This is a genomic window from Alloyangia pacifica, assembly GCF_020524285.1.
Classification (GTDB): domain Bacteria; phylum Pseudomonadota; class Alphaproteobacteria; order Rhodobacterales; family Rhodobacteraceae; genus Salipiger; species Salipiger pacificus_B.
In genome coordinates, this window is record NZ_JAIVKX010000008.1 from 205,070 (window position 1) to 218,163 (window position 13,094).

At 69.0% G+C, this 13,094-nt stretch carries 15 protein-coding genes; 6 read left to right on the forward strand and 9 right to left on the reverse strand.

Features of this window, described 5'->3' with window-relative positions:
* Positions 1-164: 164 nt before the first annotated feature.
* Positions 165-389: a YdcH family protein gene (locus tag LC039_RS12645; protein WP_092423670.1), complete on the reverse strand. Its 225-nt coding sequence runs from the start codon at positions 387-389 to the stop codon at positions 165-167.
* Positions 390-561: 172 nt separating this feature from the next.
* Here LC039_RS12645 and LC039_RS12650 point away from each other — a divergent pair, with 172 nt between their 5' ends.
* From LC039_RS12650 to LC039_RS12660, 3 genes are read left to right on the forward strand one after another with little or no spacing between them, the layout of a single operon-like run.
* The gene (locus LC039_RS12650; protein ID WP_066104369.1) at positions 562-972 is read left to right on the forward strand and encodes an Hsp20 family protein; all 411 of its coding nucleotides are present in this window, start codon (positions 562-564) and stop codon (positions 970-972) included.
* A 3-nt stretch (positions 973-975) separates the two neighbouring features.
* Positions 976-1,203, forward strand: coding sequence for a DUF1150 family protein (locus tag LC039_RS12655; protein ID WP_226624715.1), 228 nt, complete (start codon positions 976-978; stop codon positions 1,201-1,203).
* 19 nt (positions 1,204-1,222) lie between these two features.
* A complete protein-coding gene (locus LC039_RS12660) occupies positions 1,223-2,104 on the forward strand; it encodes a PhzF family phenazine biosynthesis protein (protein WP_226624717.1) in 882 nt (293 codons plus the stop codon).
* 17 nt (positions 2,105-2,121) lie between these two features.
* Here the strand turns inward: LC039_RS12660 and LC039_RS12665 are convergent, their stop codons facing one another.
* Both LC039_RS12665 and trxB read right to left on the reverse strand, forming a co-directional pair.
* The gene (locus tag LC039_RS12665; RefSeq protein WP_226624719.1) at positions 2,122-3,030 is read right to left on the reverse strand and encodes an autotransporter domain-containing protein; all 909 of its coding nucleotides are present in this window, start codon (positions 3,028-3,030) and stop codon (positions 2,122-2,124) included.
* A gap of 393 nt (positions 3,031-3,423) precedes the next feature.
* Positions 3,424-4,428, reverse strand: a complete 1,005-nt coding sequence (gene trxB / locus LC039_RS12670; RefSeq protein ID WP_226624722.1) for a thioredoxin-disulfide reductase — start codon at positions 4,426-4,428, stop codon at positions 3,424-3,426.
* 191 nt (positions 4,429-4,619) lie between these two features.
* Between trxB and LC039_RS12675 the strand changes: the two genes are divergently transcribed.
* Positions 4,620-5,120 carry an Lrp/AsnC family transcriptional regulator gene (locus LC039_RS12675; protein ID WP_226624723.1) on the forward strand — a complete coding sequence of 167 codons (501 nt, stop codon included), beginning with the start codon at positions 4,620-4,622 and terminating at the stop codon, positions 5,118-5,120.
* A 49-nt stretch (positions 5,121-5,169) separates the two neighbouring features.
* On the opposite strand, the gene LC039_RS12680 is transcribed toward LC039_RS12675, so the two are convergent.
* A complete protein-coding gene (locus tag LC039_RS12680) occupies positions 5,170-5,850 on the reverse strand; it encodes a Hint domain-containing protein (protein ID WP_226624725.1) in 681 nt (226 codons plus the stop codon).
* A gap of 60 nt (positions 5,851-5,910) precedes the next feature.
* Here LC039_RS12680 and LC039_RS12685 point away from each other — a divergent pair, with 60 nt between their 5' ends.
* Positions 5,911-6,207: a hypothetical protein gene (locus LC039_RS12685; protein ID WP_226624727.1), complete on the forward strand. Its 297-nt coding sequence runs from the start codon at positions 5,911-5,913 to the stop codon at positions 6,205-6,207.
* A gap of 15 nt (positions 6,208-6,222) precedes the next feature.
* On the opposite strand, the gene pgeF is transcribed toward LC039_RS12685, so the two are convergent.
* The 3 genes from pgeF to lgt are packed head-to-tail and all read right to left on the reverse strand — an operon-like array spanning position 6,223 to position 8,923.
* Positions 6,223-6,978: a peptidoglycan editing factor PgeF gene (gene pgeF / locus LC039_RS12690; RefSeq protein WP_226624729.1), complete on the reverse strand. Its 756-nt coding sequence runs from the start codon at positions 6,976-6,978 to the stop codon at positions 6,223-6,225.
* Positions 6,975-8,039, reverse strand: coding sequence for a class I SAM-dependent methyltransferase (locus tag LC039_RS12695; protein WP_226624731.1), 1,065 nt, complete (start codon positions 8,037-8,039; stop codon positions 6,975-6,977). The genes pgeF and LC039_RS12695 overlap by 4 nt, the downstream gene beginning before the upstream one ends.
* On the reverse strand, positions 8,036-8,923 hold the full coding sequence (gene lgt, locus LC039_RS12700; protein ID WP_226624733.1) for a prolipoprotein diacylglyceryl transferase: 888 nt from the start codon (positions 8,921-8,923) through the stop codon (positions 8,036-8,038). The genes LC039_RS12695 and lgt overlap by 4 nt, the downstream gene beginning before the upstream one ends.
* Before the next feature lie 94 nt (positions 8,924-9,017).
* On the opposite strand from lgt, the gene LC039_RS12705 reads away from it, so the two are divergent.
* Positions 9,018-9,263, forward strand: coding sequence for an accessory factor UbiK family protein (locus tag LC039_RS12705; protein ID WP_066104340.1), 246 nt, complete (start codon positions 9,018-9,020; stop codon positions 9,261-9,263).
* Positions 9,264-9,490: 227 nt separating this feature from the next.
* On the opposite strand, the gene LC039_RS12710 is transcribed toward LC039_RS12705, so the two are convergent.
* Positions 9,491-10,729 carry an efflux RND transporter periplasmic adaptor subunit gene (locus tag LC039_RS12710; protein ID WP_226624736.1) on the reverse strand — a complete coding sequence of 413 codons (1,239 nt, stop codon included), beginning with the start codon at positions 10,727-10,729 and terminating at the stop codon, positions 9,491-9,493.
* Between the two features lie 4 nt (positions 10,730-10,733).
* Positions 10,734-13,094, reverse strand: a complete 2,361-nt coding sequence (locus LC039_RS12715; RefSeq protein ID WP_226624738.1) for an ABC transporter permease — start codon at positions 13,092-13,094, stop codon at positions 10,734-10,736.

Genomic DNA, 13,094 nt, shown 5'->3' on the forward strand with positions numbered 1-13,094 from the left:
CGACAGGAGGCAATTGTCCCGGCAAAAACGGCAGTTGCAGTCACCAGCGAGACCTGCGGCGCTCCCCCATGTGGTGAGGCAGCGCATGGCCCCGACATGCCCCGGCGGTCATTTGGGGCGAGCTCGCGCGTGGCAGTCCGCGACGGCTGCCCTTTCCGGGCGCGTCAGGCGATGATGTCGGGGGTCAGCCGATCCTCAATCATGGCGATCTTGTCCTTGAGGAAGAGCTTCTTCTTCTTCAGCCGCTGGAGCGTCAGCTGATCGGCGGTGCCGCGCTCCTGCAGCGCCAGGATCGCCTCGTCGAGATCGCGGTGCTCGCGCCGGAAGACTTCCAGCTCCACGCGCAAGACCTCTTCGGTCTTCATCGAGATGTCTTGCGGCGCATTCATGGGTGTGTCCTCAGGCCTTGCGGGAAGGAAGTCTTAGAATATCAACTCTTGCCGCGCCCGCAAAGCCCCCGCAACCCCCTTGCACTGCCTTGCTCGCCTTCCCATATTCCGAAGTGTCGGGTTGCCGCTTACGGGGCCCGGCGGACGGTCGCTTCCCTGTCAAGGACATGTCATGAGCAAACTGACCCTGGGTTCCTATCCGCACATGCTCGGCTTCGAGCAGCTCGAGCGCCTGCTCGAGCGCACCGCCAAGTCGAGCGAGGGATACCCCCCCTTCAACATCGAACAGACGTCGGATCACTCCTACCGGATCACGCTCGCAGTGGCCGGATTCTCGGAGGCCGATCTCGCCATCACCGTCGAGGACCGCCAGCTGGTGATCCGCGGACGGCAGCGCGACGACGGATCCGACCGGATCTTCCTGCACCGCGGCATCGCGGCGCGGCAATTCCAGCGCAGCTTCGTGCTCGCCGATGGAGTCGAGGTGGGGGAAGCGGTCATGGAGAACGGTCTGCTGCACGTGGATCTGACCATGTCCCGTCCCGAGACGGTGGTGCAGACCATCAACATCAGAAAGGGTTGAGCCATGAACACGAAGTATGACTTCTCCGAGTTTGACGCCGAGCGCATCGTCTATGTCCGCTCCGTCGAGGTGAGCGAGCTGCCCGAGGACGTGCAGGAACAGGTCGGCGATCAGACCCGTCTCTACGCGGTGCACCGCGCCGACGGCGAGCGGCTGGCCCTGGTCCGCGACCGCGGCATGGCCTTCGCGCTGGCGCGGCAGAACGACCTCGCCCCCGTCACCGTCCACTGAACGCGCGCCTGTTCGCACCATGACCACGCTGCCGCTCGACTGGGCCGACGCCTTCACCGACGTGCCCTTCGGCGGCAACGGCTGCGCCGTCCTGCATGGCGGCGCGGCGCTGGACGACGCGACCTGCAAGGCGGTGGTGCGCGAGACCTCTCTGGTGGAATGCACCTTCACCGGCCCCTCAGAGGTCGCCGACGTGCGGGTGCGCTACTTCCTTGCCAGCGGCGAGATTCCCTTTGCCGGGCATCCCACCGTCGCCACCGTCGCGGCGCTGCTGCACCGCGGGCTGGTCAGCGGCGACCGGATCACGCTTGAAACCAAGGCCGGCCTCATCCCCATCGAGATCGACCACAGCGTCAGCCCGCCGCGCATCGTGATGACCCAAACCGCGCCGGTCTTCGGCCCCAGCCCCGACAAGTCGCTGGTCGCAGATGCCGTCTCGCTGTCGCCTTCCGACATCCTCGGCCAGCCGCAGGTGGTCTCCACCGGCCTGCCCTTCTGCATCGCCGTGCTGAAGGACCGCGATGCTCTGGAGCGGGCAAGGCTGGACCTCGACGCGCTGCCCCGGCTCGCCGCAGCGTCGGGCGAACGCCTCGACCTGGCCGAGCCCTTCCTCGTGACGCTCGGCGGCGCGACCGCGGCGGGGGACACGTTTTCGCGGCTTCTCATGGCACCGCCAAGCCCGCCCGAGGATCCCTTCACCGGCTCGGCGACCGGCGCGATGGCGGCCTATCTCTGGTTGAAGGGGCTGATCGGCAGCCCGGTCTTCACCGCCGAACAGGGCCACGGCCTCGGTCGCCCGGGACAGGCGCAGGTCGAGGTGCTCGGGCCGCCCGAAGCGATCACCGGCGTGCGCGTGGCCGGACAGGCGCATGTGCTGATCTCCGGCGAAATTCACCTCTGACCCCGCCCCCGCGGCCCTCAGAAACGGATGCTGTACCTGGTGTTGAGCACCAGCGGCTGCACCGGATCGAAGACCTGCGTGCCGATCAGGCTCATGGTGAAGCTGCGCTTCTTGTGGCTCCAGCTCAGGCCGGTCTTGAGGCTGGGCGCGTGGGTCTCACCGGAGTTTCCGGCGTCGACCCAGGTTCCGTACTTGTAGCCGAGCTCGAAGTAGGGGCGGAAATTGCGCTCCAACCTCAGGGTCGCGCGGGTCCGCAGCGAAGCCGAGAGCTTGCCCACCTGCCAGGCCGAAACCTCGCCGATCCCACTGCTCGACTGCTGCGACAGCGACAGACCCGCGGCGCCGGAGATATCCATGCGCCGCAGTTCGTAATTTCCGCTGGCGTTGAGCCCCGCCGCGGTGCGCCAGGCGCTGCGCGGCGAGCTTCCGAGCCGGTAGTCGGGCCGCGCCAGCGCCGCCCAGGCCTTGAGCCCGATATGGTCGGTCAGCGAGGTCTCCACGTAGGGGGCAAAGCTGAAGGTCTGGGTGCGGACGTCGCGCCCGGTATCAAGTTCGGCGACCCCGTAGCCCGTGGCAAAGCCGAGCCGGGTGCCCGTGCCGATCGGCCGCTCGATCCCCAGCAGAACATCGATTTTCCGCCCGCTGGTGCTGCCATGGTACTCCCGCGCCTCCAGCGCCCACCACATGCGCGGTGCGCTTCCGGGCGCCTGAGTCGCAACGAACAACCCCTTGCTGTTCAGGCGCACCTTGCCATAGCCGTTCAGCGCGTGCCCCAGCACGCTGTCGAACGCGCCGACCGACGCGGCGAGCGTGGTCGACACGCTGCTGCGATAGGCGGAACGCAGCTCGTCCTCCGCCAGCACGGGCGCAGCCGTCAGCAGGCAGGTCAGCAGCGCGAGCGCGCGTGTCAGGCGAGCGGTCTTCATGGCGTCCTCCGAGGGAGAAGGTCAGGTCGACATACGGCCGGGCGAAAGTGTCAGGTCCGTCCACCTTGGAGCGGCGACGGGGCGAGGTCTTCGAGTCCTGTGAGTTGTTCCAGAGATATGCGGCGCGCGTTGGGCATCAAAGCCCCTCACCGCGCCAGAGCGCTCAATTTCGCGAGAGAGACGCAGCGTCGCAAAACCTCTGCGCCCGAAGGCGCGCGGAGGCATTGGGCGCCCTGCCAAAGCGTGCGTCACGAGACCCGGAATTGCCGCAAAAGCAGGCAGGCGAGCGGTCCCTGGTCAGCCCCGACGCGGCCAGATCTCGCCCTGTCGGAAAAGAAAAAGCGCGACACCGAATCCCGGCATCGCGCTTCTTTCAGATCAGTTCGGCGAGACTCAGGACGCCTGTTCGACCGGCGCGCCGTAGCCGAGCGGCTCGGAGGTGTCCTTGCCCGCGTCGAGCCCCTGCTCGGCCAGCCAGCGCTCGGCTTCCAGCGCCGCCATGCAGCCCATTCCCGCCGAGGTCACCGCCTGGCGGTACTTGTGGTCGGTCAGGTCGCCTGCCGCGAAGACGCCGGGGATCGAGGTCTCGGTGGTTCCGGGCTTGGTCACCACGTAGCCGCCCATGTGGGTTTCGAGCTGGTCCTTCACCAGTTCCGACGCCGGGGCGTGGCCGATGGCGACAAAGACGCCCTTGGCCGGGATCTCGGTGATTTCGCCGGTGGTCACGTGCTTGACCTTCACGCCGGTGACGCCCTTGGGCATGTCCTCGCCGACCACTTCCTCGAGCTGGTGGTGCCAGAGCGTCTCGATCTTCGGGTGCGCCAGCAAGCGCTCCTGCAGGATCTTCTCGGCGCGCAGCGTATCCCGGCGGTGGATCAGCGTGACCTTCGAGGCGAAATTGGTGAGGAACAGCGCCTCTTCCACGGCGGTGTTGCCGCCGCCGATCACCACGATCTCCTGCCCACGGTAGAAGAAGCCGTCACAGGTGGCGCAGGCCGAGACACCGAAGCCCTTGAACTCGTCCTCGGTCGGCAGGCCCAGCCATTTCGCCCGCGCGCCGGTGGCGAGCACCACGGCGTCGGCGGTGTAGGTCGTGCCGCTGTCGGACTTCGCCACGAAGGGGCGCTGGCCGAGGTCGAGATCGGTGATGATGTCGCCGATGATCTCGCAGCCCATGGCGCGGGCATGCGCCTCCATCTTGACCATCAGCTCGGGGCCCTGGATCTCGGTCTCGCCGGGCCAGTTCTCGACCTCGGTGGTGGTGGTCAGCTGGCCGCCGGGCTCGAGCCCCTGGACCAGCAGCGGGGACAGCATCGCGCGCGAGGCGTAGACGCCTGCGGTGTAGCCGGCCGGGCCGGAGCCGATGATGAGGAGCCGTGTGTGGCGGGTGTCGGACATGTCGTGCCTCTCGCGAGCTATGGCAATCGGTTTGGGAATTGCATATAGCCACGCGCGGCGGCGACGCAAACCCCGTGCGTCCCGCAGTCTCCCCGGAATCTCGCGCAGTTAATAATCTTTCAAGAATATGAAAGATTATTGCGTCGATGTCCCGCCTGATATAATATTCGCGAAAAGCTCAAGGAAGACGCATGCCCGCCCACAGGCTCGACCCCATCGACCGGAAGATTCTGGCAGAACTGCAGGCCGATGGCCGCATGACCAACGTCGAACTTGCCCGCCGCGTGGGCATATCGGCCCCGCCCTGCCTGCGGCGTGTCCGAACCCTCGAGGAACAGGGTTTCATCAAGGGTTATCACGCCGAGGTCGATTCCCGCGAGCTGGGCTTCGAGGTGCAGGTCTTTGCCAGCGTCGGGCTGCAGAGCCAGGCCGAGGCCGACCTGCGCGCCTTCGAGGACCGCTGCCGCGGCTGGCCGCTGGTGCGCGAGTGCCACATGCTCAATGGCGAGGTGGACTTCATCCTCAAGTGCGTGGCCCCCGACCTGTCGACCTTCCAGGCCTTCCTGACCGAGCAGCTTCTGACCGCGCCGAACGTCGCCTCGGTCAAGACCTCGCTGGTCATCCGCTGCGCCAAGGACGAACCGGGCGTGCCCTTCGACGTGCTCGAGGAACGGCTGAGCCGGACCGCCTGACGACTGCCCCGCTCCCGGTCCAGAAAACCTTCAGGTAAGGCGCGCCGGTTCAGATGGCCCGCAGGCTCTCGACCGCCTCGCGCGAGGAGCGGGTCATCGACAGCGACCCGAAATCCTGTAGCTCCGACAGGTTCTCGAACATCGACAGGAACAGCGCCCGCAGGTTCGGACTGTTGAACTGGTGCAACAGCTTGCCCGGATGATAGGTCTCCATCTCGAGCCCGCCGACCCGGAGCGTCGCGTGACGCGGCACCATCAGGTGATAGAGCTGCACGCCGCCCGCCGGTGTCACCGGCACGATGCGGTCGTAATCGGCCTCGTCGGCGACCGGCACCAGCACGCTGTCCTGTCCCAGAAGCGCCCTGAACTGCGCACGGGTCACCACCATCCGCGCCGCCGGGCCGAGCAGCAGGTCGACGCCCGGCCGGCCGAGTCCGAAGGCTTCGGCGGTGACACGGGTGAGCGTGCCAAGCGCGCTCTGCGCGCATTCCACGCCCGGCACATAGCTGGTCGAGCCGATCCAGGTGACGGTCTGCGCGCCGCGGCTGGTCTCGATGAGGTCGCCCGGCAGCAGGTCCTCGACGGCGACGGGGCCCTGCACCGTGCGGATCAGCGTGCCACGGGCGAAGGCCGAGCAGGCCTCTTCGAACAGCGGTAGCGCCGGCGCCACCTGCTGCTTCATGGAAATTGAAAGATCGGGCAACAGCGCGGCGACCTCGTATTTGCGCATGAGAGAGCTTGCGCGACGAGGCCGCCCGTTCCGGAGAGAGACCGGGACCCGCGGAGGTTCTTGAGAAACAACACCGTCGTGACCGCGGGCCACGTGATGAAAACTGGTCATGACAACATCCTTACTCAAACTGTCACATCCGTGCTGGCCCCCACCAACAACGACAGAAGGACGTCTTACCGACAGGCGGCGATCTGGCCGCTTTTTGGCATTTATGTCAAAGTTTCGATGAAATGCGAGCGCCTTTTTGATCAATTCGCCGCCCGGCCAGAGATTGTCGGAGATACGGGAACCACTTCGACACATTCCCTCGGAAAGAAGGACGAATCGTGGCGACGTCACTTCTCACGGCTGTAGCCGCCGAGCGGCCGCTCAGAGCCGGATCGCGGAAATCAACCGACCGTAATCCGCCTCGCGCTGATGGGTGGCCCGACGGAAGGAAAAGAAGCGGTCGGGATCGGAATAGGTGCAGTGGCGGGTCCATTCCGCCTCGACCCCGGCGCTGCGCAGCCGGTGCAGCCCGTAAGCCGGAAGATCGAACTGCGCCCGGTCGCCCTGCCCTCCGGCGAAGAAGCGCCCGTTGTCGGGATCTTCGGCCATGAACTCGTCGAGGAATTCGGGCCCGACCTCGTAGGCGCGCTGGCTGATCGTCGGCCCGATCACCGCGCGGATGCCGTCGCGGCTGGCCCCGAGGGCGATCATCGCGTCGATGGTCTCTTCCAGCACCCCGGCCTGTGCCCCGCGCCAGCCCGCGTGGGCGGCGCCGATCACCCCGGCCTCGCCATCGGCAAAGAGCACCGGCTGGCAATCGGCGGTCAGCACCGCCAGCGCGAGCCCCGGCTCGCGGGTCACCAGCCCGTCGGCCTCGGGGCGCGGATCGGTCAGCGGGCCGGTCACCGTCACCACCGTCGGCGAATGCACCTGGCTGACCGTCACCAGCGACTCGACCGGCACCTCCATGGCCTGCGCCACGCGCGCCCGGTTGATCGCCACGATCTCGCGCTGGTCCGATGAGCCCGGCCCGCAGTTGAGCCCGGCAAAGACCCCGGAGGAGGCACCTCCCTTGCGGGTGAAGAACCCGTGCCGGAGCGGGCTGAGGGACTCGGCGGTGATGATTTCCAGCGTCATGTATCCAATCCGGGCGGCGGCGGTGCGTCCGGCGCGTGCAACGCCAGAACCTTGAACAAACTTCCCATTTCCCCGGGATGCGTCAACCGGCGATGTGCGGCAACATGGCTTTCCAGCGCCGTGCCGTTCAGCCGCGCCGCAAGCGCCCGCGCCCTCTCGGTGATGCCGAGCCGCTCGAGGAAGACGCCCTGCGCCGTCAGGGGCGCATGGGCCGCCGGGGCTGCCGCCTGCGCCAGCGCGCGGAAATCCACATGCGCGGTCAGGTCGGCATCGCCGGGCGCCGCCAGCGGCGCGGTCTTTTCATGTGCGCGCACCGCCTGCAAGGTGTCGCCGAGGCTGCCCCAGCCCCCGTAGTCGACGATCAGCGCCACGCCACCTTGCGCCGCGATTCGACGCCCCACCTCCTGCACGATGGCCTCGGCAGGGGCGCAGGTCTCGACCATGTCGCCCTGTGCGGTATCGGCCAGCCGGTGCTCGAGCGCCGCCTGCGCCGCGATGTCGGTGAGCCCGAAGGAGAGCTGCCCCTCGTGCCAGCCGACCACGCGCTCGCGCCAGCCGTCCCCGTCGCGCAGGAACTGGCGCACGGGCAGTGCATCGAAGAACTCGTTGGCGAGCAGGAAGAGCGGCGCTTCGGGCAGCTCGGCGAGGCTGTCGTGCCAGGACGGCCCGTAGTCCGAAAGCCGTGTCGCCTGCGCGGCGCGCAGCGCGGGCGAGGCCTCGACGAGGTGCAGTTCCGCCGCGTCGAGCAGCCCCGGCACGCCCTTCATGGCGCGCAGCGCATCGGCCATCAGCGTGCCCCGGCCCGGCCCCAGCTCGGCAAGGACAATCCGTTCCGGGCGCCCCTGGTCGAGCCAGCTCTGCGCCAGCGCGAGGCCGAGCAGCTCTCCGAACATCTGGCTGATTTCCGGCGCGGTGGTGAAGTCGCCCTTCTGGCCCAGTGGATCGCGGGTGGTGTAATAGCCATGCTGCGGGTGCAGCAGGCACCATGTCATGTATTCGGCCACGCTCATCGGCCCCTCGGCCGCGATGCGCGCCTCGAGAAGCGGAAGCAGCGCACTCATGCGCGGCGCCGCGCCCAGAGAATGAGCCCGATCCCGACGAGGATCATCGGCAGCGAGAGCATCTGGCCCATGGTGAGCCCGTAGCCCCCGACGTGCCAGGCCAGCCCCAGCGGGTTGCCGGGCGAGACGAACTGCGCGTCGGGCTGGCGCACCAACTCCACCAGAAAGCGCGCGATGCCGTAGCCGGCGAGAAACACGCCCGCCATCTGCCACGGCGTCTTCAACCCGCCCCTGCGCAGCCCGAGCCAGAGCACCAGCGCGCCCAGCAGCACCCCTTCCAGCAGCGCCTCGTAGAGCTGCGACGGGTGGCGCGCGCAAAGCTCGCCAAGCGCCTGCCCGCAGGCCTGCGCCGCCTCTCCGGGGAAGATCACCCCCCAGGGCAGCTCGGTCGGGCGGCCCCAAAGCTCGGCATTGACGAAGTTGGCGATGCGCCCCAGCAGCAGCCCCGGCGGCACGGAGATCGCCAGCATGTCGGCGGTGGAGCCGATCGGGATGCGGTTCTTCAGGCAGAAGCCGAGGAAGCCGATCAGCACCCCGAGGAAGCCGCCGTGGAACGACATGCCACCCTGCCAGACCATCAGAATCTGGGCCGGGTTCGCCAGGTAGTAGGCGGGCTGGTAGAACAGCACGAAGCCGAGCCGCCCGCCGAGGATGATGCCGAGGATCACCCAGGTCAGCAGCTGCTCGACCTGCGCCGGGCTCATCGGCGGCTGGTCGCCCGGCCAGAGGTGGACGCGCTTCACCGCGGCAACGGCAATGCGCCAGCCGATGATGATGCCCGCGATATAGGCAAGCGCGTACCAGCGCAGGGCGAATTCCATGCCGAAGACCGAGATCGAGAAGACCTCGGAGGACAGGGGCGGAAAGGGAATGGCTGCTCTCATGCGCGATGAGTGACGGGAGTTTCCGGGGGAAGTCAACCTTGTGACCGCGGGCCTCTCGGCCCATATAGGACACAAGCATATGACGGAGAGCCCAATGCAGACGCGCAACAAGGTATTCGAGGATCTCTCGCAGCTCATGACCAACGCCATGGGCGTGGCACAGGGCGCGAAGGATGAGGCCGAAACGGCGATGAAATCGATGATCGACCGCTGGCTGGCGGATCGCGACTTCGTGACCCGCGAGGAATTCGACGCGGTTCGCGCCATGGCGCAGAAGGCCCGCGAAGAGAACGAGGCCCTGAAGGCGCGTCTCGACGCGCTGGAGAAGGGTCAGGGCTGAGCCGGCCCGGTTTTGCGCCCAAGACCGGCAACGCGAGCCGGGCGAGCGCCTGCCCGTGGGCTGGCGCCGCGAAATAGGTGATCAGCGGTGTTCAGCGCTCTATGTGGGCCAAGACCGAGCGACTTCGTCTCGTTTCACCGCATCGCCAACGCGCCAGCCCGCCGGGACGGGCAGGCGCTCGCCCGGCGGCTTCGCCTTGAGGCCGGGCGGACAGACGCCGCGCCCCTTCACCCAGCCTGCCGCTGCGCCACCAGGCCACCATCCGCCAGATCCCCCGGCGGATAGAGCACGATCTCGTCGCCGTCATTCAGCCCGTCCAGCACCTGCACCTGCCGCCCGTTGCCCTGCCCGAGCGTGACCGGCACCTGCACGGCGCGCCCGTCTTCGACCCGGAACACCGCCCAGCCCCCGCCCTCGCGGAACGCGGCGCTCTGCGGAACCTGCAGCGTGTCCTGATCCTCCCAGATCACGATGCGCGCCAGCACCCGGTAGCCGTGCCCCAGCGCCGCGCGCGCCTCGACCGGCGCGGTGAAGCGCAGGATCACCCGCACCCGCTGCTCCTCGACCCCCAGCGCCGAGACCTCGGTGGTGCCGAGCGGCGCGATGCGCTCGACTTCCGCTTCCAGCGAGCCCGGCCCGCCCCAATCGTCGAGCATGACCCGCGCGCCCGGCACCACCTGCACCGCGTCCGAGGAAATCAGGTCCACGGCCACCTGCAGATCCTGCGCGATATTGCCGATCTCGAGCACCGGCGCGCCGGCCGCCAGAGAGGTCTCGGACTGTTCGACCACGCGCAGGATGCGCCCGTCGACCGGCGAGCGCAGCGGAATGTCCGAGGCCCCGACCTCGGCGAGGGCCTCGGCCAGCCCCTGATCGTCGAAACCGATGAGCTGCGCCTGCGCATTGGCCAGCTCCGCCTCGCGCATGGCCACCGCCGCCCGTGCCGTCTCGAGCCGCGCCTGCGCCGCCAGCGCCGCGGTGCGCGCCTGATCCAGCGCCGCGGTGGAGATCGTGCCCCGCGCCGCCAGCGCCTTGGCCCGGTCATGGTCCGAGACCGCCAGCTCCACGTCCGCCTGCGCCACGTTGACCTCGGCCTTGGCCTGCAGCAGCGCCGCCTGCGCGCCTGCCACCGCCGCCCGCGCCTGCTCGCGCGTGCGCAGGTCGAGCACCGAGGGCGCTGCGGGGCGCATGTGGGCCACCACGTCGCCCTGTGCCACCGGATCGCCGTCGATCGCCTGCACCCGCAGCAGCCGCCCGGCGACGGGCGTGGTCACCACGTAGACATCACGCACCTCGGTCTTGCCCTCCTCGTCGATGGTAACCACCAGCGGGCCACGCGTCACCTGCCCGAGGTCCACCAGCTCGGGGCGCGGCCAGAAGGCGGCGGCCAGCGCCAGAACGAGCAGCAGCGCAAGGCCGAGGCCGAGGACCAGCCGGGTGCGGTTGCGGGGTCGGTTGAGAGCCATGAGGTCAATCCCGTGTCTTGAGTGCCGCGACCAGGTCGGCGCGGTCCACGTCGCGTTTCACCAGCAGCCCGGAGAACACCGCCCCCGAGATCACCACCAGCGCGGCGAATCCGAAGGCGGCAGGCCGGAAGACCACCGTGATCGTGTAGAGGTCGGAGGAATAGGCGGCGGCCAGCATATGCGCGATGCCCCAGCCCAGGAACGCGCCGCAGGGCAGCGCCAGCAGCGTCACCAGCCCCAGTTCGCCGAGCAGAACGTAGGCCGCCTCGCCCTTCGAGAAGCCGATGACCCGCAGGCTGGCGAGGTCATGGGCGCGCTCGGCCAGCGCGATGCGGGCGGCGTTGTAGATGATGCCGAAGGTGATGGTGAAGGCCACCGCGGCCATGATGAAGCGCGTCGCCCCGGTGCCCTGGTTCATCACCCGCTCGAAGGCCTCGCGCGCCTCGGACTTGAGGCTCACCCCCGCCACCACCGGCTGGTCGCGCAGCCAGACCTGCACCGCCTCGGCCTGCGCCGGATCGAGCCGCAGGGCGGCGCTGGAGATGCGCCCCGGCTCGAAGAGCGCCCGGTCCAGCGCCTCCAGCGCCATGTAGGCCGGGGCGCCGAGCACGGTCTCCGACACGCCGGTGACCGGCAGGCGCAGCACCGGCTGCGCGCCCTCGCGCACCTCCACGGTCAGCACGTCCCCCGCCTGCGCCTTGAGCTTGCGCGCCAGCGCCGTGCTCAGCACCAGCCCCGGCCCGTCGAGCGCGATGGGCGCGTAGTCGGGCGTCAGCGCGCGGACCAGCTCGGGCTCCGGCGGCAACCCGGTGATCGCGCCGCGGTGGGTCAGGCGGCCGTTGCGCAGCACCACCGGAACCGAGCGCGTGCCCTCGACCCGCAGCACGCCGGGGTGGCGCGCCAGCTCGAGCAGGGTTTTCTGCGACACGGCATGGGTGAAGGTCACGCTCGCCTCGGAGCGGTCGAGCACGTCGAAGCTGAGCGCCACCGCCTGGTTGAACCCGGCGTGGATGGTCAGCATGCCCACCGAGAGCCCCATGCCGAAGGTGATCCCCACCACCGCGCCCAGCATGCGAAAGGGCGTGCGGGTGAAGCGGCGCAGCACCATGCGCGTCGGCTGGTCGAGCGCCTTCACCGCCCGCGCCCATCGCCCGGCGCGGCGATAGTCGGCGGGGGCCGGCGGGCGCATCGCCTCGGCCGGTTGCAGCGCGAAAATGCGGCGCAGCACCACCGCCCCGCCCGCCGCCGCCGCCAGCACGCTGACCACCAGCCCCAGCGCCAGCGCGCCCGGGTCGAGTCGGAAGACGAGGAAGGGGAACTTGTAGAAATGCAGGTAGAGCTGCACCATCCCGCGCCCCGCGAGGATGCCCAGCAGCGCGCCCAGCAGCGCCCCCGCCACGGCAATCGCCAGCACCAGCTTGAGGTAGTGCCCGCCGATCTCGGCGCCGCGGTAGCCGAACGCCTTGAGCAGGCCGATCTCCTCGCGCTCGGCCTGCACCATGCGCGCGATGACGATGTTCAGCAGGAAGGCGGCGATGCCGAGGAACACCGGCGGAATCGCCGCCGCCGTGTCGCGCAGACCGTTGATCTCCTCCGAGACGAAGCGGTGCGAGAACTGGTCCTCGCGGTCATAGGCTCCCGCCCCGCCCCATGGCGTCAGAAGATGGTCGAGCGCCTCGATCACCCCGCGCGGATCGGTGCCGCGGGTGAGCGTCACGAGAAACTCGGAATAGGCGCCCTTCATGTCGAAGGCGGCGGCGAGCGAGGTCTGCGACATCCACAGCACGGCAAAGCGCGTATCGTCCGGCACCATCTCGCCCGGTGCCGGGGCATAGAGAAATTCCGGCGAGCGCGCGAGCCCGGTGATCCTCAGGCTGCGCCGCGCGCCGTTCATCACCACCTGCAGCCCGTCGCCCGGCCGCAGCCCGTGCGCGGTGGCGAAAGTGTCGAGCAGCACCACCTCCTCGGGCGCACCGGGATCGAAGAGCCGCCCCTGCTGCAGGCGGATCGCGTTGAGCGCGGGCTCCGCGTGGTCGGGCAAGGACAGCGCCTGCGCGGCAATCGGCACCGGGCGGTCCGGCAGCTCGATCCGCGCCGCGCCGGAGATGCGCCCCCCGGCCCGCGCGACGCCGGGCAGCGCCGCGACCTGGTGCAACACGTGGCTCGGGGCGCGGGTCACCGGGGCGAAGACCTCGGCGAAACGGTAGCGCTCGTAGTAGCCGCGGCGGGTCTCGTCGAGGGTGACCACCAGCCCGGCCATCATCACCTGCATCATCACGCCCAGCGCCATGACCACGGCAATCGCCGCCGCCTGCCCCTTCATCCGCCACAGATCGCGCGAGAGCTTGCGGTCCAGGGTGCTCAT

What these genes read in the sequence shown, in the direction of transcription:
- LC039_RS12645 (WP_092423670.1), bottom strand. Translation starts at nt 389, where the DNA reads ATGAATGCGCCGCAAGACATCTCGATGAAGACCGAAGAGGTCTTGCGC.
- LC039_RS12650 (WP_066104369.1), top strand. Translation starts at nt 562, where the DNA reads ATGAGCAAACTGACCCTGGGTTCCTATCCGCACATGCTCGGCTTCGAG.
- LC039_RS12655 (WP_226624715.1), top strand. Translation starts at nt 976, where the DNA reads ATGAACACGAAGTATGACTTCTCCGAGTTTGACGCCGAGCGCATCGTC.
- LC039_RS12660 (WP_226624717.1), top strand. Translation starts at nt 1,223, where the DNA reads ATGACCACGCTGCCGCTCGACTGGGCCGACGCCTTCACCGACGTGCCC.
- LC039_RS12665 (WP_226624719.1), bottom strand. Translation starts at nt 3,030, where the DNA reads ATGAAGACCGCTCGCCTGACACGCGCGCTCGCGCTGCTGACCTGCCTG.
- trxB (WP_226624722.1), bottom strand. Translation starts at nt 4,428, where the DNA reads ATGTCCGACACCCGCCACACACGGCTCCTCATCATCGGCTCCGGCCCG.
- LC039_RS12675 (WP_226624723.1), top strand. Translation starts at nt 4,620, where the DNA reads ATGCCCGCCCACAGGCTCGACCCCATCGACCGGAAGATTCTGGCAGAA.
- LC039_RS12680 (WP_226624725.1), bottom strand. Translation starts at nt 5,850, where the DNA reads ATGCGCAAATACGAGGTCGCCGCGCTGTTGCCCGATCTTTCAATTTCC.
- pgeF (WP_226624729.1), bottom strand. Translation starts at nt 6,978, where the DNA reads ATGACGCTGGAAATCATCACCGCCGAGTCCCTCAGCCCGCTCCGGCAC.
- LC039_RS12695 (WP_226624731.1), bottom strand. Translation starts at nt 8,039, where the DNA reads ATGAGTGCGCTGCTTCCGCTTCTCGAGGCGCGCATCGCGGCCGAGGGG.
- lgt (WP_226624733.1), bottom strand. Translation starts at nt 8,923, where the DNA reads ATGAGAGCAGCCATTCCCTTTCCGCCCCTGTCCTCCGAGGTCTTCTCG.
- LC039_RS12705 (WP_066104340.1), top strand. Translation starts at nt 9,018, where the DNA reads ATGCAGACGCGCAACAAGGTATTCGAGGATCTCTCGCAGCTCATGACC.
- LC039_RS12710 (WP_226624736.1), bottom strand. Translation starts at nt 10,729, where the DNA reads ATGGCTCTCAACCGACCCCGCAACCGCACCCGGCTGGTCCTCGGCCTC.
- LC039_RS12715 (WP_226624738.1), bottom strand. Translation starts at nt 13,094, where the DNA reads ATGAGCACCCTGGACCGCAAGCTCTCGCGCGATCTGTGGCGGATGAAG.